General features: G+C 60.3%; 16 protein-coding genes. 11 read left to right on the top strand and 5 right to left on the bottom strand.

Annotated features, from left to right (window positions below; translation table 11 throughout):
* Positions 1 to 3 precede the first annotated feature (3 nt).
* From C4J88_RS04785 to C4J88_RS04760, 6 genes are all read left to right on the top strand, one after another.
* A complete protein-coding gene (locus C4J88_RS04785; RefSeq protein ID WP_124406324.1) occupies positions 4 to 1,452 on the top strand; it encodes an alginate O-acetyltransferase in 1,449 nt (482 codons plus the stop codon).
* A gap of 8 nt (positions 1,453 to 1,460) precedes the next feature.
* On the top strand, positions 1,461 to 2,570 hold the full coding sequence (locus C4J88_RS04780) for a mannuronate-specific alginate lyase (RefSeq protein WP_124361387.1): 1,110 nt from the start codon (positions 1,461 to 1,463) through the stop codon (positions 2,568 to 2,570).
* Positions 2,571 to 2,757: 187 nt separating this feature from the next.
* The gene (locus C4J88_RS04775; RefSeq protein WP_124406323.1) at positions 2,758 to 4,290 is read left to right on the top strand and encodes an MBOAT family protein; all 1,533 of its coding nucleotides are present in this window, start codon (positions 2,758 to 2,760) and stop codon (positions 4,288 to 4,290) included.
* An 11-nt stretch (positions 4,291 to 4,301) separates the two neighbouring features.
* Positions 4,302 to 5,489 carry an alginate O-acetyltransferase gene (locus C4J88_RS04770; protein ID WP_124406322.1) on the top strand — a complete coding sequence of 396 codons (1,188 nt, stop codon included), beginning with the start codon at positions 4,302 to 4,304 and terminating at the stop codon, positions 5,487 to 5,489.
* A gap of 16 nt (positions 5,490 to 5,505) precedes the next feature.
* Positions 5,506 to 6,162, top strand: coding sequence for an alginate O-acetyltransferase AlgF (locus C4J88_RS04765; RefSeq protein WP_043049782.1), 657 nt, complete (start codon positions 5,506 to 5,508; stop codon positions 6,160 to 6,162).
* Positions 6,163 to 6,380: 218 nt separating this feature from the next.
* Positions 6,381 to 7,832, top strand: coding sequence for a mannose-1-phosphate guanylyltransferase/mannose-6-phosphate isomerase (locus C4J88_RS04760; RefSeq protein WP_124406321.1), 1,452 nt, complete (start codon positions 6,381 to 6,383; stop codon positions 7,830 to 7,832).
* Positions 7,833 to 8,049: 217 nt separating this feature from the next.
* Here C4J88_RS04760 and C4J88_RS27355 read toward each other — a convergent pair whose 3' ends face one another.
* Positions 8,050 to 8,211, bottom strand: a complete 162-nt coding sequence (locus C4J88_RS27355) for a hypothetical protein (RefSeq protein ID WP_164487708.1) — start codon at positions 8,209 to 8,211, stop codon at positions 8,050 to 8,052.
* Between the two features lie 500 nt (positions 8,212 to 8,711).
* On the opposite strand from C4J88_RS27355, the gene C4J88_RS04755 reads away from it, so the two are divergent.
* The 5 genes from C4J88_RS04755 to C4J88_RS04735 all read left to right on the top strand — a co-directional run bounded on the left by C4J88_RS04755 (position 8,712) and on the right by C4J88_RS04735 (position 12,463).
* On the top strand, positions 8,712 to 9,176 hold the full coding sequence (locus C4J88_RS04755; RefSeq protein ID WP_124365897.1) for a multidrug transporter: 465 nt from the start codon (positions 8,712 to 8,714) through the stop codon (positions 9,174 to 9,176).
* Positions 9,177 to 9,190: 14 nt separating this feature from the next.
* A complete protein-coding gene (locus tag C4J88_RS04750) occupies positions 9,191 to 10,003 on the top strand; it encodes an SDR family oxidoreductase (protein ID WP_124406320.1) in 813 nt (270 codons plus the stop codon).
* A 91-nt stretch (positions 10,004 to 10,094) separates the two neighbouring features.
* The gene (locus tag C4J88_RS04745; protein ID WP_124406319.1) at positions 10,095 to 11,426 is read left to right on the top strand and encodes an AAA family ATPase; all 1,332 of its coding nucleotides are present in this window, start codon (positions 10,095 to 10,097) and stop codon (positions 11,424 to 11,426) included.
* Positions 11,419 to 12,048: a TIGR02646 family protein gene (locus tag C4J88_RS04740; RefSeq protein ID WP_124406318.1), complete on the top strand. Its 630-nt coding sequence runs from the start codon at positions 11,419 to 11,421 to the stop codon at positions 12,046 to 12,048. The genes C4J88_RS04745 and C4J88_RS04740 overlap by 8 nt, the downstream gene beginning before the upstream one ends.
* Before the next feature lie 13 nt (positions 12,049 to 12,061).
* The gene (locus C4J88_RS04735; RefSeq protein ID WP_124365893.1) at positions 12,062 to 12,463 is read left to right on the top strand and encodes a DUF4440 domain-containing protein; all 402 of its coding nucleotides are present in this window, start codon (positions 12,062 to 12,064) and stop codon (positions 12,461 to 12,463) included.
* A 223-nt stretch (positions 12,464 to 12,686) separates the two neighbouring features.
* Here the strand turns inward: C4J88_RS04735 and C4J88_RS04730 are convergent, their stop codons facing one another.
* The 4 genes from C4J88_RS04730 to C4J88_RS04715 are packed head-to-tail and all read right to left on the bottom strand — an operon-like array spanning position 12,687 to position 17,459.
* The gene (locus C4J88_RS04730; RefSeq protein ID WP_124406317.1) at positions 12,687 to 13,547 is read right to left on the bottom strand and encodes an HlyD family secretion protein; all 861 of its coding nucleotides are present in this window, start codon (positions 13,545 to 13,547) and stop codon (positions 12,687 to 12,689) included.
* A 10-nt stretch (positions 13,548 to 13,557) separates the two neighbouring features.
* The gene (locus C4J88_RS04725) at positions 13,558 to 13,758 is read right to left on the bottom strand and encodes a DUF1656 domain-containing protein (protein ID WP_124361378.1); all 201 of its coding nucleotides are present in this window, start codon (positions 13,756 to 13,758) and stop codon (positions 13,558 to 13,560) included.
* On the bottom strand, positions 13,748 to 15,937 hold the full coding sequence (locus C4J88_RS04720) for an FUSC family protein (protein ID WP_124406316.1): 2,190 nt from the start codon (positions 15,935 to 15,937) through the stop codon (positions 13,748 to 13,750). The genes C4J88_RS04725 and C4J88_RS04720 overlap by 11 nt, the downstream gene beginning before the upstream one ends.
* Positions 15,938 to 15,947: 10 nt before the next feature.
* Positions 15,948 to 17,459 carry an efflux transporter outer membrane subunit gene (locus C4J88_RS04715; protein ID WP_124406315.1) on the bottom strand — a complete coding sequence of 504 codons (1,512 nt, stop codon included), beginning with the start codon at positions 17,457 to 17,459 and terminating at the stop codon, positions 15,948 to 15,950.
* Between the last annotated feature and the right edge of the window lie 130 nt (positions 17,460 to 17,589).

Here is a 17,589-nt window from a genome sequence, read left to right as displayed (position 1 = left end):
CTTATGCACCCACACATGATCAAATTGCTGAGCCTCTCGGGTCTGACCCTCGGCCTGCTCGCGGCCAGCCAGGGCGTGCGCGCCGACGAGGTGAAAGCACCGACGTTCACCGCCGAGCCGTGCTGCAGCCTGTGCCCGGCGGCCCATGACGCGAAGAACTACACCACGCGCTACCAGCAGAACTTCACCACCCTGGTGCAAGCCCAGGGCGACTGGCTGTTCCGGACCCAGGAAGACCTGCGTACCGAATTCGACACCACTCCGGCCGGCTACAAGCGCATGCAGCAGTTGCACGATGCGTTCAAAGCCAAGGGCGTGGAACTGGTGGTGGTCTACCAGCCGACCCGTGGCCTGGTGAACCGCAACAAGCTCAACCCCGAGGAAAAGGCCAAGTACGATTTCGACAAGGCCCTGACCAACTACAAGACCATGCTCGGCCGTTTCGCCAAGATGGGCTACGTGGTGCCGGACCTCTCGCCGTTGACCAACGAGCAGTTGCCGGATGAACTGCCGGCCCACGACTTTTACTTCCGTGGCGACCAGCACTGGACCCCTTACGGCGCCCAGCGCACCGCGAAAATCGTGGCGGCCAAGGTCAAGCAGATGCCGGAGTATGCGGAAATTCCCAAGCGCGAATTCGAGACCAAGCGCTCGGGCCGCATGGGCAAGACCGGCACCCTGCACAACATGGCCGGGCAGCTGTGCGGCACCAGCTATGCGATCCAGTACATGGACCAATTCACCACCGAGCCCAAGGGCGAAGCCGGTGACGGCGACCTGTTCAGCGATTCGGGCAACCCGCAGATCACCCTGGTGGGCACCAGCCACAGCGGCAAGAACTACAACTTCGCCGGCTTCCTGCAGGAGGAAATCGGTGCCGACATCCTCAACGTCGCCTTCCCCGGCGGTGGCCTGGAAGGCTCGATGATCCAGTACCTGGGCAGCGAAGAGTTCCAGAAAAACCCGCCAAAGATCCTGATCTGGGAATTCTCGCCGCTGTACCGTCTCGATCAGGAAACCATCTACCGCCAGATGATGGCGCTGCTCGACAACGGCTGTGAGGGCAAGACCGCGCAGATGTCGGCCAGCACCACGCTCAAACCAGGCAAAAACGAACTGATGGTCAACAGCGCGAACAAAGACCTGCGCAACGCCAACCATCAGGTCGATATCCGCTTCGCCGATCCTTCGGTGAAAACCTTGCAAGCCACCCTCTGGTACATGAACGGGCGCCACGAGGACATCAAGATCGAAAAACCCGAGACATCCGATACAGACGGGCGTTTCGCCTTTGAATTGCGCACCGATGAAGACTGGGCCTCGCAGAACTTGCTGGCCGTGGAAGTGCAGGGCCCGGAAAAGGGTGCTGCGGCGCAAAAGGTCGAAGCGAAAATTTGCACACGCAACGTATTCCCAAGCGGTGGTCAGCAGACCGCCCAGCTCGGGAAGTGAGGTTACTTATGCAAAAGTTATTGCTGCCCACCCTGCTAGGCCTGGCGATGTTTGCCGGCTCCGTCAACGCCGCCGCACCCCTGCGGCCGCCCCAGGGCTATTTCGCACCGATCGAAGCGTTCAAGACCGGCGACTTCAAGGAAAACTGCGACGCCATGCCGACGCCCTACACCGGGCCTCTGCAATTTCGCAGCAAGTACGAAGGCTCCGACAAGGCGCGTTCGACCCTGAACGTGCAATCGGAACAGGCCTTTCGCGACAGCACCGCCGACATCACCAAGCTGGAAAAAGACACCAGCAAGCGCGTGATGCAGTTCATGCGCGACGGTCGTCCGCAGCAACTTGAATGCACGCTGAACTGGCTGGTGTCGTGGGCCAAGGCCGACGCCTTGATGTCCAAGGACTTCAACCACACCGGCAAATCAATGCGCAAGTGGGCGCTGGGCAGCATGGCCTCGGCCTATGTACGCTTGAAATTCTCCGACTCGCACCCGCTGGCCAACCATCAGCAGGAATCGCAACTGATCGAGGCCTGGTTCAACAAGCTGGCCGATCAAGTGGTGAGCGACTGGGACAACCTGCCGCTGGAAAAAACCAACAACCACTCGTACTGGGCCGCCTGGTCGGTGATGGCAACGTCCATCGCCACTAACCGTCGCGACCTGTTCGATTGGGCTGTCAAGGAATACAAGGTCGGGGTGAACCAGGTCGACGACCAGGGCTTCCTGCCCAACGAATTGAAGCGTCAGCAACGGGCTTTGTCGTATCACAACTACGCCCTGCCGCCGCTGTCGATGATCGCAAGCTTTGCCCTGGTCAACGGTGTGGACCTGCGCCAGGAAAACAACAGTGCGCTCAAGCGCCTGGGCGACAAGGTACTGGCCGGGGTGAAAGACCCGGACATCTTCGAACAGAAGAACGGCAAGGAGCAGGACATGAAGGATTTGAAGCAGGCGATGAAATTCGCCTGGCTTGAGCCGTTCTGCACCCTCTACACCTGCGCCCCGGATGTGCTCGAACGCAAGCATGGCATGCAGCCATTCAAGACGTTCCGCCTGGGTGGTGACCTGACCAAGGTCTACGACCCGACGCACGAAAAAGGCAACAAAGGCAGCTAGTCGCTGATCGTTCCCACGCTCTGCGTGGGAATGCAGCACGGGACGCTCTGCGTCCCAAAGCGTGACGCAGAGCGTCACAAGAGGCATTCCCACGCAGAGCGTGGGAACGATCAAAGCCTCCCCCGAAATCGTGGGGGGTTTGGGGGGCTCTGGCCCTTGACTGTTGGTTAAACATGGAGAGATCGGGATGGTTTTCTCGTCCAATGTGTTCCTGTTTCTGTTCTTGCCGATCTTTCTCGGCTTGTACTACCTGAGCGGGCAACGCTATCGCAACCTGCTGCTGCTGATTGCCAGCTATGTGTTCTACGCCTGGTGGCGAGTGGACTTCCTGGCTTTGTTCGCCGCAGTGACCCTGTGGAATTACTGGATCGGCCTCAAGGTCGGTGCCGCCGGTGTGCGCACCAAGCCGGCCCAACGCTGGCTGTTGCTCGGCGTGGCGGTCGACCTGTGCATCCTCGGCTACTTCAAGTACGCCAACTTCGGCGTCGACAGCATCAACGTGATGATGAAGTCGATGGGCCTGGAGCCGTTCATCCTCACCCACGTGCTGTTGCCGATTGGTATCTCGTTCTACATTTTCGAGTCCATCAGCTACATCATCGACGTGTACCGTGGCGATACGCCGGCGACGCGCAACCTGATCGACTTCGCGGCGTTCGTGGCGATCTTCCCGCACCTGATCGCCGGCCCCGTGTTGCGTTTTCGTGACCTGGCCGACCAGTTCAACAACCGCACCCACACCCTCGACAAGTTCTCCGAGGGCTGCACGCGGTTCATGCAGGGTTTCATCAAGAAGGTGTTTATCGCCGACACCCTGGCGGTAGTCGCGGACCACTGCTTCGCTCTGCAAAACCCGACCACGGGCGATGCCTGGCTTGGTGCGCTGGCCTACACCGCACAGTTGTATTTCGACTTCTCAGGCTACAGCGACATGGCGATCGGCCTGGGCTTGATGATGGGTTTCCGCTTCATGGAAAACTTCAAGCAGCCGTACATCAGCCAGTCGATCACCGAGTTCTGGCGGCGCTGGCACATCAGCCTGTCGACCTGGTTGCGCGATTACCTGTACATCACCCTGGGCGGCAACCGCAAAGGTACGCTGACCACCTATCGCAACCTGTTCCTGACCATGCTGCTCGGTGGCCTGTGGCACGGCGCCAACATCACCTACATCGTGTGGGGTGCCTGGCACGGCATGTGGCTGGCGATTGAAAAAGCCATCGGCCTCAACACCGCGCCGCGCAGCTTCAATGTGCTGCGCTGGGCCTTCACCTTCCTGCTGGTCGTGATGGGCTGGGTGATCTTCCGCGCGGAGAACCTGCACGTCGCAGGCCGTATGTACGGTGCGATGTTCAGCTTTGGCGAATGGTCGCTGTCGGAACTCAACCGCGCCAGCCTCACCGGCCTGCAAGTGGCGACCCTGGTGGTGGCCTACGCAACGCTGGCGTTCTTCGGCCTGCGCGATTTCTACCGCAATCGCCCTGCCGACAAGACCAAGCCGAGCGATCCGAGCCTGATCAAGGCCGTACCGGGCGACAACCCCGGCAGCATCCACGAGCCGGGCTTCACGGTGGGCCGTGACGCCGCCGTGCAACCGACCTACTGGACCGCTGACTGGCCACGCTACGCCATGCGCGCCGCCGTGCTGCTGCTGTTCGTGGCGTCGATCCTGAAACTGTCGGCGCAGAGTTTCTCGCCGTTCCTTTACTTCCAATTCTGAGGGAGCCGACCATGACCCGTTCATTACGCGTCCTCTATATCGGCCTGTTCCTGGTGGTGCTGTTGGCACTGGGCGCCTGGTCGCTGCGCAGTTTCTTCGGCTTCAGCACCAATGCCGATGCCACCGTGCTCAATGGTCGCTGGACCAAAGCCGTCGAGACCCATTACGACGACGAGTTCCCGATCAAGCGCCTGGGCACCAACCTTTGGGCGGCGCTTGACTACAAGCTGTTCAATGAAGGCCGCCCTGGCGTGGTGCTGGGCCGCGATCACTGGTTGTACAGCGACGAGGAGTTCAACCCCGCCGTTAACGAAGACCAAAACCTTGAAGGCAACTACGCGCTGGTCGAAGGCGTGCGCCAGAAGCTCAAGGCCCAGGGCATCCAACTGGTGATGGCGATCGTACCGGCCAAGGTGCGCCTGTATCCGGAGCACCTGGGTGAAGTGAAACCGGCGAGCATCCACGCCAACCTGTACCAGGACTTCCACGCCCGTGTCGCGGCGGACAAGATCATCGCCCCGGACCTGCTCGGCCCGCTGCAACAGGCCAAGCTGGGCGGCAAGCAAGTGTTCCTGCGCACCGACACCCACTGGACACCGGACGGTGCCGAAATTGCCGCCAAGCAATTGGCCAAGGCGATTGCCGATAAAACTCCGCTGAGCGGTGAGCCGCAGCGCTTTGTTACCGAAGCGGAAAAGACCGAGCCGCATAAAGGCGACCTGCGTCTGTTCCTGCCGCTGGACCCGCTGTTCGAAAACCTGATGCCGCCTAAAGAGCCGCTGGAAAAACGCGTGACACACCTGGCGCAAACCCAGGGCGACGACGCGCTGTTCAGCGACAGCCAAACCCCGGTGGCACTGGTCGGCACCAGCTACAGCGCCAACCCCAACTGGAACTTCGTCGGCGCCCTCAAGCAAGCCCTGGGCAGCGACGTGGTCAGCTACGCCGAAGACGGCCACGGCCCGATCCTGCCGATGCTCAGCTACCTGAAAAGTGATGACTTCAAGAACAGCCCGCCGCAGGTGCTGATCTGGGAGTTCCCTGAACGCTATCTGCCCGTCAATAACGAAATCGGTGATGCCGACCCGGCCTGGGTTGCGCAGCTTAAAGAAGCCGGTTCGCGCCAACAAAACATGGCACAGAACATCCCCGCTTTTAAAAATCAGAAATCCGAGACGCCCGACCGGGCGCAAAACTGAAAGAGAGGTAACTCACATGACTTTCACTACAACTCCTCGTCGTCTCGCCAAGACCCTGGCTATCGCTGCCGGCCTGAGCTTCGTATCGATGTCCGCCTTCGCCGGTGGTGACGCCGCGCTCTACGGCCCTACCGCGCCAAAAGGTTCGAGCTTCGTGCGCATCTACAACGCCAGCAACCAGGAAGTCAGCGCCACCGTTGGCAGCACCAACCTCAGCGACGTCGCACCGTTGGCCAGCAGCGACTTCAGCTTCATGCCCGGTGGTGACTACAGCGCCAAGGTCGGCAGCCAGACCGTGCCGGTCAAGCTCGCCGCCGATCACTACTACACCCTGGTCAACAACAGCAGCGGCCAGCCGCAACTGATCGAAGAGCCGCCGTTCAAGAACAAGCAGAAATCCCTGGTTCGCGTGCAGAACCTCAGCGACAAGGCCCTGACCCTGAAAACCGCCGATGGCAAGACCGACGTAGTCAAGTCGGTAGCCGCCAAAGGCCGTGGCGAACGTGAAATCAACCCGGTGAAGGTGAGCCTGGCGCTGTATGACGGCGACAAGAAAGTCGGCGATGTGAAGCCGGTTGCCCTGGAGCGCGGTGAAGCAGCGGTGCTGTACGTCACCGGTTCGGGTTCGAGCCTGTCGCCAGTCTGGGTGAAACGCCCGGTGTCGACCCGCTGATTATTTCCCGAACTGAACGCAATCTACTGTAGGAGCGGGCTTGCCCGCGAAGAACGTCAACGATGACGCAGCGCTTTGGTTTATCGCGGTGCTCTCAGGTTTTTCGCGAGCAAGCTCGCTCCTACAGGGATCGAGGCGGCGGTTCGGACCGAGACAAAAACAAGAGTGAAACGACAAACCTTCGTAGCTCTGACCCAAATTGATTCAAGGAGAAACACATGATCCCAGTAATCCTTTCCGGTGGTAGCGGCTCACGTCTTTGGCCGCTTTCCCGTAAACAGTTCCCAAAACAATTCCTGGCCCTGACCGGCGAGCACACGCTGTTCCAGCAAACTCTGGAGCGCCTGGTGTTCGAAGGCATGGACTCACCGATCGTGGTCTGCAACAAGGATCACCGCTTTATCGTCAACGAGCAGTTGAGCGCGCGCAAACTCGAATGCCAACGCATCCTGATGGAACCGTTCGGCCGCAACACCGCGCCGGCCGTGGCCCTGACCGCGATGATGCTGGTCAATGAAGGCCGTGACGAGTTGATGCTGGTGCTGCCCGCCGACCACGTCATCGACGACCAGAAAGCCCTGCAACGCGCCCTGGCCCTGGCCACCGTGGCGGCCGAGCGCGGCGAAATGGTGCTGTTCGGCGTACCGGCCACGCGCCCGGAAACCGGCTACGGCTACATCAAGTCCACCAACGATTCGCTGCTGCCCGAAGGCGTGAGCCGCGTACAGCAGTTCGTGGAAAAACCCGATGAAAAACGCGCGGTCGAGTTCGTCAAAAGCGGTGGCTACTTCTGGAACAGCGGCATGTTCCTGTTCCGCGCCAGCCGTTTCCTGGAAGAGCTGAAAAAGCACGACCCGGACATCTACGACACCTGCGTCCTGACCCTGGAGCGCAGCGAGCAGACCGCCGACACCGTGACGTTCGACGAAGCCACCTTCGCCTGCTGCCCGGACAACTCCATCGACTACGCCGTGATGGAAAAAACCCAGCGCGCCTGTGTGGTACCCCTGAGCGCCGGTTGGAGCGATGTGGGTTGCTGGGCCTCGCTGTGGGCGGTCAACGATAAAGACGCCAACGGCAACGTGAGCAAGGGTGACGTGGTCATCCAGGACAGCCGCAACTGCATGGTGCATGGCAACGGCAAGCTGGTCTCGGTGATCGGCCTGGACAATATCGTGGTGGTGGAAACCAAGGACGCGATGATGATTGCCCACAAGGACAAGGTCCAGGGCGTCAAGCAGATGGTCGCCACCCTCAATGAGCAGGGCCGCAGCGAAACCCAGAACCACTGCGAAGTGTATCGTCCGTGGGGCTCCTACGATTCGGTGGATATGGGCGGGCGGTTCCAGGTCAAGCACATCTCGGTCAAGCCGGGCGCCTGCCTGTCACTGCAGATGCACCACCACCGCGCCGAACACTGGATCGTGGTCAGCGGCACCGCTGAAGTCACCTGTGACGACAACGTGTTCCTGCTGTGCGAGAACCAGTCCACTTACATCCCGATTGCCTCGGTGCACCGCCTGCGCAACCCGGGCAAGATCCCGTTGGAGATCATCGAAGTGCAATCGGGCAGCTACCTGGGCGAAGACGATATCGAGCGGTTCGAAGATATCTACGGCCGCTCGACGCCGATCGAACGTGGTGTTTCCGTGAAAACTATCGCGCAATAAAGGAGTCGTACAGAAAGCCCCCGCCCAGCCGGCTGCGTCCCCTATCCGCAGCCGGTCAGGCGGGGGCTTTTTAATGCAATGAATGTTGCACGGCGTCGCAGCTTGCAAACCCAAACTGTTGGCCGTGCAGTGCATCAAGATGCCGACCCAGCCGGCCGATCATTTCTGCACAGGCGGCTGGGCAGCGGGCCCGCAGCTCAATAGCAGGCCGACATGGCTACTTGGCCCAGTTCCGCGGGGCAAAGGCATTGTAATTACCCGTCTCGTGATCCTTGCCAGCCTCTTTATAAGTGCCCTTGCCAATTTTTTCAGCCGTTTTGCCTCCCCATATCAAAGCCGTACCCACCGCTTTGGAGCTTGCACCACCTGATTTCGTCATGCTCTGTCCAACCGTTTTTGCCACCCCCCAGCTATCGTCAAAGCAGCCCCTTTGGCTTGATCCGAGTTCATCGAAAGCCTAGGGGAAACGTATGAACTGAGTTGGTCGCTGAGACCTTGCATGACAGTCTGCCGCAAGCTTGTCAGCCCCAGGTTCTGCATACGCGGCAATGATGTTGAGCCGACCTCTGGATTGGGCGCTTGACTGATTGCTGCCGACACAGCGGGCGGTACCGGCGCCATAGGTGCGCTGAGGGAGGTCAACACGGGTGTGGCGATATTTGAGACGGTCATAAAAGCACCTGAATTCATGAATCTACGGTTGGGCACCTTCCTGGCTTTCAAGGTCATTCCTTGTAAAGACTTCGTGGCAAAAGAGAGCGATGCAGTTCCTGCATCAGAGGGAATAGATACCTGCGCACGAGGGAAAGCAGCGCTGCACCATAGGCAATCGGCCTGCCCCACGAGTAGGATGTTTTATCCCTGTGCGAGGTTGTGTGTATGTTCTTTGGTGTGTTGCTGATCATCACCTGGCTGGTCCTGCTGCTGCGCTATCCAGCCAAGGCCCTGCCGGTGTCGCTGGCCGCTGCCGTCGGCCTGGGTTTGGTGGCAGTCTGGGTGGCTTGGCTCGACAACCGCGAAGCCGCGCAACTGGCCCGCCTGGAACTGCGCGTCAGCTACGCTGCGCAGGAATGCCCTGCCGACCGCCCATTGAAGCTGACGCTGAACAACGGCAACGATGTACCGCTGACCGAACTGCGCTGGCGTATCGCCGCCTACGCACCCGGCGACACCGTGAACCTGGCCGACAACGTGTACGCGGCCCCGCGCTATCGCGGCCCCGGCGAGCTGCAGGCCGGCGCCACCTGGGACGACTGCCTGCCCGTCCCGCCGTTACGCCCCGGCTACCGCCCACAAACCCTGGAATTTCGCGCCGAGCACTTGCAAGGCAGCTTCTCGGACTGACAAAGGATTGCCCCATGCCCAACGTACTGATCACCGGTTGCTCCAGCGGCATCGGCCGCGCCCTGGCCGATGCGTTCAAGTCCGCCGGCTTCGAGGTGTGGGCCAGCGCCCGACGCACGGACGATGTCGCCGCCCTCGCCGCCGCCGGCTTCAACGCTGTGCAGTTGGACGTCAACGACCCTGGCGCCTTGCAGCGCCTGGCCGAACAACTGAGCGAGCTCGATGTGCTGGTTAACAACGCCGGCTACGGCGCCATGGGCCCTCTGCTCGATGGCGGCACCGAGGCGATGCAACGCCAGTTCGAGACCAACGTGTTTTCCATCGTCGGCGTGACGCAGGCGCTGTTTCCCGCCCTGCGGCGCGGCAGAGGCCTGGTCATCAATATCGGCAGCGTCTCCGGCGTACTGGTCACACCCTTCGCCGGGGCCTACTGCGCGTCGAAAGCCGCCGTACATGCATTGAGCGACGCCCTGCGCATGGAGCTGGCGCCGTTTGGCGTGCGCGTCATGGAGGTTCAACCCGGTGCGATCGATACACACTTTGCAAAGAATGCCGGAGCCCAGGCCGAGCTGTTGATCAAAGAACAGTCGCCGTGGTGGCCGTTGCGTGAAGGCATTCGTGCGCGCGCCATGGCCTCGCAGGACAAGCCGACTTCGGCCAGCAAGTTTGCGGCGGATGTGCTCAAGGCCGTACAACAAACCCAGCCACCGCGCCTGTTGCGCTCGGGCAATGGCAGTCGAGCGTTGCCTTTGATGGCGACGCTGTTGCCCAAAGGGTTGCTGGAGACGATGTTGAAGAAGCGCTTTGGGTTGGGTGGCGTGTTGTAAGCATCTATGAAGCGCACCTGCCAAAACCTGGGATGAGTGCCATAATCGCCGCCTGCCTATAGACACTGACTGGCCCCACAAGGGTAATGCGATGGAAATCAGAAAAATTCGACTGAATAACGTCGGTCGTTTTACCGACTTGGAAGTCGCCTTTGCGCCGACCGAAAAGCATGCGTCGAAGGTGACGGTGTTTGTGGGGAATAATGGGGCGGGGAAGACGACGATTCTAAGATCGCTGGCCACCTCTCTAAGCTGGTTGGTTGCAAGAACTCGAACCGACAGCGGCAGCGGCAGCCCTATTGAAGAAAGCGCCTTACGCAACGGTTCAAACGTTGCGTCAATCTCTATCGAGGCCGAAGAACTGTATGTTGACTTCCATTGGTCTTTGGCAAAGTCCAGGCGGGGTCGGAAGGCAAAGGTCACCAGCGAACTCGGCGACGCATCAGCTCTGGCTAGTGTTTATAGGGACAATTTAACGCGTGACGAAAACACGTCTGTTCCCCTCATTGCCTACTATCCAGTCGAACGTTCAGTACTTGAAGTTCCCCTGAAGATTAAAACCCGGCACAGCTTTAGCCAGTTGGACGGCTACGATAACTCCTTAAACCGAGGTGTAGACTTTCGCCGCTTCTTCGAATGGTTCCGGGAGCGAGAGGACAGTGAAAACGAAACCGGTATTTCAGCCAGTGCATTAGCAGAAGTGCAAAAAATCATTGGCACGCCGGACAGTCAGTTATGGAAATACCTGGAAAAAGCACACGCCTCATCTCGTGATCGACAGTTAACAGCCGTCCGTTCCGCTGTAGGAGCGTTCATGCCTGGGTTCACTAACCTGCGTGTCCAACGTCGACCACATTTGCATATGGCTATCGATAAATCCGGCCACACGTTGGATGTCTCCCAATTGTCACAAGGCGAAAAGTCCATGATGGCCTTGGTTGGCGACATAGCCCGTCGTCTTGCCATGATGAATCCTTCCCTGGAAAACCCACTACAGGGCTACGGCGTCGTGCTCATCGACGAAGTAGATCTCCATTTACACCCTAAGTGGCAACGACGCCTAATCCACCAATTCACAGAAACCTTCCCCAACTGCCAGTTCATCCTGACTACCCACTCGCCACTGGTAATCAGCGATAGCAAAGACGTCCTATGCTATGTCCTCGATGACGGCGAATTGGAAGAGCGCAATGGCCTCTACGGCCTCGATGCCAATCAGGTACTGCTCAGTGTCATGGACACCGACGTTCGCAACAGCAAGGTTCAAGCCCGGCTTGATCGCCTGCTAGAGCTGCTGCAAGACAAAAAATTAAAAGAGGCAAAAACCCTCTTCGAAGAACTGTCCACCGACTTGCCCGCCGGTCATATCGAACTGACCAAAGCCGCCCTTCTGATTCGCAAATTGGAGTTGCGCAGTGCGTAAGATCACCAAAGGAGATGAGCCAGCCGCCCTGACACAATGGAAGCGCACGCACCCGAATGGCGGCTATACAGATTTAAGCCCCCAAGAAAGAACCTGTATCCGAGAAGCCTGTATCGAAGAACAACATGGCCTATGTGCGTATTGCTGCCACGGAATCACATCAGGCAGCGCCCACAACGAACATGTTGAGGCCAGGCAAACAGCGCCACACCGTTCGTTGGACTTCTCTAATATCGTTGCCAGTTGCAACCGTAGTAAGCAGTGCGGCAAAGCGCACGCCCACCAGGTTTTGCCGCTTACCTCCTTGATGAATGAGTGCGAAACCGAGCTGAAATTTTATCTGTCCGGTCGTGTGGAAGGCCTGACTCCCAGAGCAGTAACCTCTATTCAAGTACTGAACCTTGGAAACAGTCGTGAAAACAATCGCGCCCTGTTCGGCGCCAGAAAGTCCATCCTGGATGCACTGCTCTATGACAGCGGTATGGACGGCGATGACCTTGAAGTCGCCGATTTCGACTTGTTGATGATACTAAGGGAGGAGCTGCAACAACCCGACGCCAACAACCGCCTGAAACCCTTCGCCCCCGTTCTGGTGAATGTAATTCGCCATTTAAGCGCCTGAAAGTGAGTACACCATGATCGACTACAGCGACTTTTTCGAAGAAGTGATCCAGACCCACGTCGAAATCGAGCAATGGTTTGCCGGCGTCGCGCCCGAAGGCACCCTGCAGAGCCTGCTCGCGCGCTTCTCGCCCGAATTCAGCATGGTCGCGCCCGCCACGGGTACGCGGGTCAACACAGCCGGGGTGAATGCCCTGTTCACTCGGCTGGGTGGCATGCGCCCAGGTTTGAAAATCACCTTGAGCGAAATGACCGGCATCGACCGGCATGCACGCGGTGCCACGGTGACTTATCGCGAGCATCAGGTTGATGACAGCGGTACGCAGACGGATCGACGGGCGACGGTGGTGTTCGAGAAGCAGGCCAGTGGTGCGCTGTTGTGGCGCCATTTGCATGAAACTTTTATCAAGGCCTGACTCGATTGAAGAATGTGGGAGGGGGCAAGCCCTAATGCCAGTCAGTTAAGCGTACACCACCGTCTGTAGGAGCGAGCTTGCTCGCGAAAAACGTCAACGATAACGCGTGCTTCCCGAATAAACGCGGTGCCTGTGAGTTTTTCGCGAGCAAGGGCTAGCCGCCCGCCTCGTTCCTACAAAAAGCCTTAACTGACTGGCATTAGGGCAAGCCCCCTCCCACATTTTAGTTCTGTGCTGGATTGACGATCACGGTGCAGGTGATGCCCGCCGCCAGCAGCACGCCTTTCGGCACTTCATCGATGTGAATCCGTACCGGCACGCGCTGGGCCAGGCGCACCCAGTTGAAGGTCGGGTTCACATCGGCGATCAGTTCGCGGCTCTCGGGGTTGTCGCGGTCGTAGATGCCGCGCGAGATGCTTTCCACGTGGCCTTTGAGGGTCTCGCCACTCATCAGTTGCATGTCGGCCTTGTCGCCGATTTTGACGTGGGGCAGCTTGGTCTCTTCGAAAAAACCGTAAACCCAGAACGAGTTCATATCCACCACGGCCATCTTGGCCTCACCGATGCGCGCATAGTCACCGCGATGCACATTGAGGTTGGTGACGTAGCCGTCCACTGCCGCCAAAACCTGTGTGCGTTTCAAATTCAGTTCGGCCGCTTCCAGTTGCGCCAGCGCGTGCTGGTAATCAGCCAGTGCCGAGTCGGCAATATTGCTGGCGTCGTCGCGGTTTTCCTTGGAGATCACCAGCGCATCGAGGTCGGCGCGACGGTGTGCGTTGACCTTGCGCATTTCCCAGGTGGCCTTACGCGAGGCAACCAGCGACTGCGCCTGCTTGACCGCGATGCGGTAGTGCTCGGGGTCGATCTGCATCAACAGGTCGCCCTTCTTCACCAACTGGTTATCACGCACCGGCACGTCCACCACTTCGCCAGTGACGTCGGCAGCGACGTTGATGATATCGGCGCGTACACGGCCGTCGCGGGTCCACGGCGTTTCCATGTAGTGCACCCACAACGTGCGGCCAATCCAGATCGCCAACGCCAGCACCAGCAAGGTCGCGAGCAGGCTGAAAAACTTTTTCATCGGGGCATTCTCAACGGTAGACGCTCAGCGCCAGGGCGCCGAACAGGCAAACGAACAGGCTCAGGCGCAGCAACGCCGGGTGCCAGAAAAACCGGTACAGGTCGAACCCGGCCAGGAAACGGTCCAGGGCCCAGGCCAGCACAGCCGCGATCAGGAACATCAGGGTCATGCTCGGCATATAGAGGCCGTGGAAGGCGATTTCACGGGGCATTCATGGCTCCTTGCGTGGTGCCTTTTAGGGCCGCCAACGGCGATTGCGGGTCGAGCAACGAGGTGCGGATAAAGTGCAGGTAGCTTTTCACACGGCGCAGGGCCGAGGTGTCGAAGTGCGGCGCGAAGGGTTCGTCGGTGGCCTGCACGCGGCTGATCGCATGGTCGACGGCGATCAGCCCGCGCTCCAGGTTGCTGGCGCTGGGCTGCAGGAACAGCCGCACCAGCGAGCGCCCCATCACGCGGATTGCCTGGCGCCAGGGCTGGGATTCGGCGTACGCCGGGTGCACCGGCAGGATCGCCTGTTCCTTGCGCAATTCGATGATCGCGTGGCCGACCTCCAGCACCACGAACATCCAGCGCAGCAGCTCGCGTTGCACCTGCGGCTGGCCGGCAGCGAGGCCATAGGCCTGGTGCAGCAGGTCACGGGTGCGGCTTTCGAAACTCGACGCCAGGCCCTTGAGCTTGCCGCTGATCGCGTACACCACCTGCTCGCGCAGGTCTTGCTCGAGGCGACGCCACAGCCAGCGACTATTGGGCGGCAGGATGATCGCCCCGGCCGCCGCGCACACCAGCATGCCGATGACCATGGCGATGTAGTCGTTGATAAAGCTGTAAGGGTTGTAGAGCGTCAGGTTATCCGGCACCGAGCCGGTGCTGAAGAAGATCAGCAAGCCCACGCCGACCCCGGCGTACTGCGGGCGTGAGGCGAGAAAGGCGCCGAAAATGATCACCGGCGCCAGCATCACGCACAGCAGCGCGAAGCCATCGATCAAGGGAAACACGAAGAACATTTCGACGAAGCCCACCAGCGCACCGATCAAGGTGCCGCAGGCCATCTGGAAGGCCATGCGCTTGGGGTTGGGCGTGGCGGCGGACAGGCCGACGGTGGCGGCCGCGATCAAGGTCATGGTGGCGCCGCTGGGCCAGGCAGTGGCTACCCAATAACTGCCGAGGACGACCAGGATGAACGAGGCACGTATCCCGGCGGCGGCGCAGGCCAGCCAGTTGGTTTTCGGCGTGTAGGCCTGGTCCCAGTCTTCCCGCGCGTGGCGGTGATCGGCCAGGGACGCATGGGTTTGCGCATAGTTGTGCAGGTCGTCGACGAAGCGGTACAGCAGCTCGTAGGCGGTATGAAAATCCAGTTGTTCGGCTTCGGTGGGGGCACTTTGCTGGAAGCCGGCGCGCAGGCTGCGCACCTTGGCAGGCAAGCTGTCCTTATAGGCACTGAGCAAGTTGACCAACCGTGCCGCGTCGGGGCTGGTCAGCGCCTGGCCGGAAAACCCGTCGAGCACTTCGGCCAGGTCCTGCAGGCCGGGCTTGATCGCCGCGACCACGTGATCGGCTGCGTCGGCGCGCAACCGCGCCAGCAACTGGTGCAAGGCGTTGAAGCGCGTGGTGATGCTCATGAACTCGCTGTTGAGACGATTGAGCCGGCCGTTGCGCCGGCGCATGTGCGGGTCTTCGAACACGGTGACGCTACGCAAACCTTCCAAGCCCACTGCCTCGGCGATAAAGCGCACGTTGGTGCTTTCAAAGCCTTCACGCTGGCTGCGACCGCGCAGGCCGTCGGTGACGAATAATGCGAACACGCCAAAGCGTTGATAGAGCGCATTGCGCATCGCGGCGCTGGAGGTCTGCGGCAGGATCGCGGCGCTGACCAGCGTCGAGCAGAGAATCCCCAGGGAAATTTCCAGCACGCGCCACACCGCGGCCATAAAGGCGCCGTCCGGGTGGGCCAGCGCCGGCAAGCCGACCATCGCCGCCGTGTAGCCGGCGAGCACAAACCCGTAGGCGCGAAAGTTACGGTTACGCGTCGCACCGGCGGTGCAGATACCCACCCAGATGGCCAGGGCGCCGAGGAACAGTTCAGTGTTCTGCGCAAACAACGCGATCAGCAATACCATCACCGCCGACCCGGCCAAGGTGCCGAGAAAGCGGTAAAAACTCTTGGCGAATACCTGGCCGCTCTGCGGTTGCATCACGATAAATACGGTGATCATCGCGGTGCGCGGCTGCGGCAGTTCCAGGCGCATCGCCAGCCACAGCGTGAGGAACGCGGCGAGCAGCACCTTGAAGATATACACCCAGGTCACGCCATCGCTGCGCGCCCAGTCGAAAAAACCACGGCGCCACTCAAGGGCGTGCAGCCAGCGCAGGGGTGCAGGCAAAGCAATCATGGCCATCTACTCAGTGATCGAACACGGCCAGCGCCGCAGGGGGCTTGCCGGGGAGGGTCTTGTCGTTGCGCGGTACATCGTCGTCGGCACCGAGGCCACCGCCCAAGGCAGTCACCAGTTCGGCGTGAGCACTCAGGCGTGCGGCCTGTACGTGTTGGGCTATCTGCTGCTGGCGAAACAGCAGGGACTGGGCATTCAGCACATTGAGGTAGTCGGTGAGGCCGCGCTGATAGGCGATGATCGCGATGTCGTAGGTTTTCTGCGCCGACGCCACCGATTGCGCGGCAAACGCCGCCTGTTTGTCCATGGACTCGCGACGGATCAGTTGGTCACTGATGCCCTTGAGCGCATTGACCAGGGTTTGGTTGTAATGCGCCACGGCGATGTCGTAACCGGCGCTGGCTTGCCCCAGTTGCGCACGCAGACGCCCACCGTCAAAGATCGGCAGGGTAATAGCCGGGCCGACGTTGTAATTGAATTTGCTGCCCGCAAGGAACTCCAGCATGCCGCCACCGGTGGCCATGAAACCGAGGCTGCCGATCAGATCGACGTTGGGGTAGAAACCTGCATGGGCGACATCGATGCCACGCGCCTGCGCCGCCACCTGCCAGCGACTGGCGACCACATCCGGTCGCTGGCCGAGCAATTGCGCAGGCAAGTTCGAAGGTAGTTTCAACGCAGCGGCCAGCGACAGGCTGGGGCGTTGCAATTGTGCACCCTCGCCCGGGCCTTTGCCGGCCAGCGCCGCCAGCTGGTTGCGGCTCAGGGCGATTGCCTCATCGAGCGCGTCCAACTGACGGTGGGTTTCAGGCAGCGGGGTCTCGGCCTGGCTGACGTCGAAGTGCGTGCCGATCCCGGCGTCCAGGCGTTTGTTGGCCAGATCCAGCATCTGCTGTTGCTGGGCCAAGGTGGCAGCGACAATGTCGCGATCGGCGTAATGCAACGACAACTGGATGTAGGCGCGCACCACGTTGTTCTGCAGCTCGAGCTGGGCCTGGCGCGCTTGGGCTGCGCTCATATGGGCCAGGTCGACGGCACGCTCGGTGGCGTTACTTTCGCTGCCCCACAGGTCGAGTGCGTAACTCAAGCCCAGGGATGAATTGTTATCCCAAGTGTTCGCACCGCTCAATTCGCCGGGGCCGTAGAACTGATCCTTCGGCCAGTTGTGGCGTTTGAGGGTGGTGTCGCTGTCGATCTGCACGGACTCGGCAGACTCCGCCACCCCGGCCATGGCGCGCGCTTCACGCACCCGTGCGGCGGCCATGGCCATACTCGGGCTGTTTTGCGTGGCAAGTTCGACCCAGCGGTTCAGTTGCGGATCGCCGTAGGCCTGCCACCATCGGGCGGTGGGCCAGTGGGCGTCGCTGGCGGCGTTCTGGATCGCTTCGTCCGTGGCCAGCTCGTTGGCATTCAAGGATTGGCCCTGGGGGCCGATTCCTGCGGTTCCGATACAGCCGCTGATGGCGAGCGTAAAGGCCCAAACACTGAGAGTCTTCAGCTCTCTGCTGATGCGACGCGGCACGCTTACGAATTCCTGAGAGGGTGTTACGGGGAGAGGTGGCGCAATTCTAGGGCCCGCGATGAGCGCCGATAAGCTGTCATTCCTGTGAATCTTTGTTACCGTTAAGGCGATAATCCGTTGGTAGGGATCA

The organism is Pseudomonas sp. R4-39-08, assembly GCF_003852275.1.
In the GTDB taxonomy this organism is placed as follows: domain Bacteria; phylum Pseudomonadota; class Gammaproteobacteria; order Pseudomonadales; family Pseudomonadaceae; genus Aquipseudomonas.
Note: the sequence above shows the minus strand (reverse complement) of the source record. Positions and strands in the feature narration are given on the sequence as shown.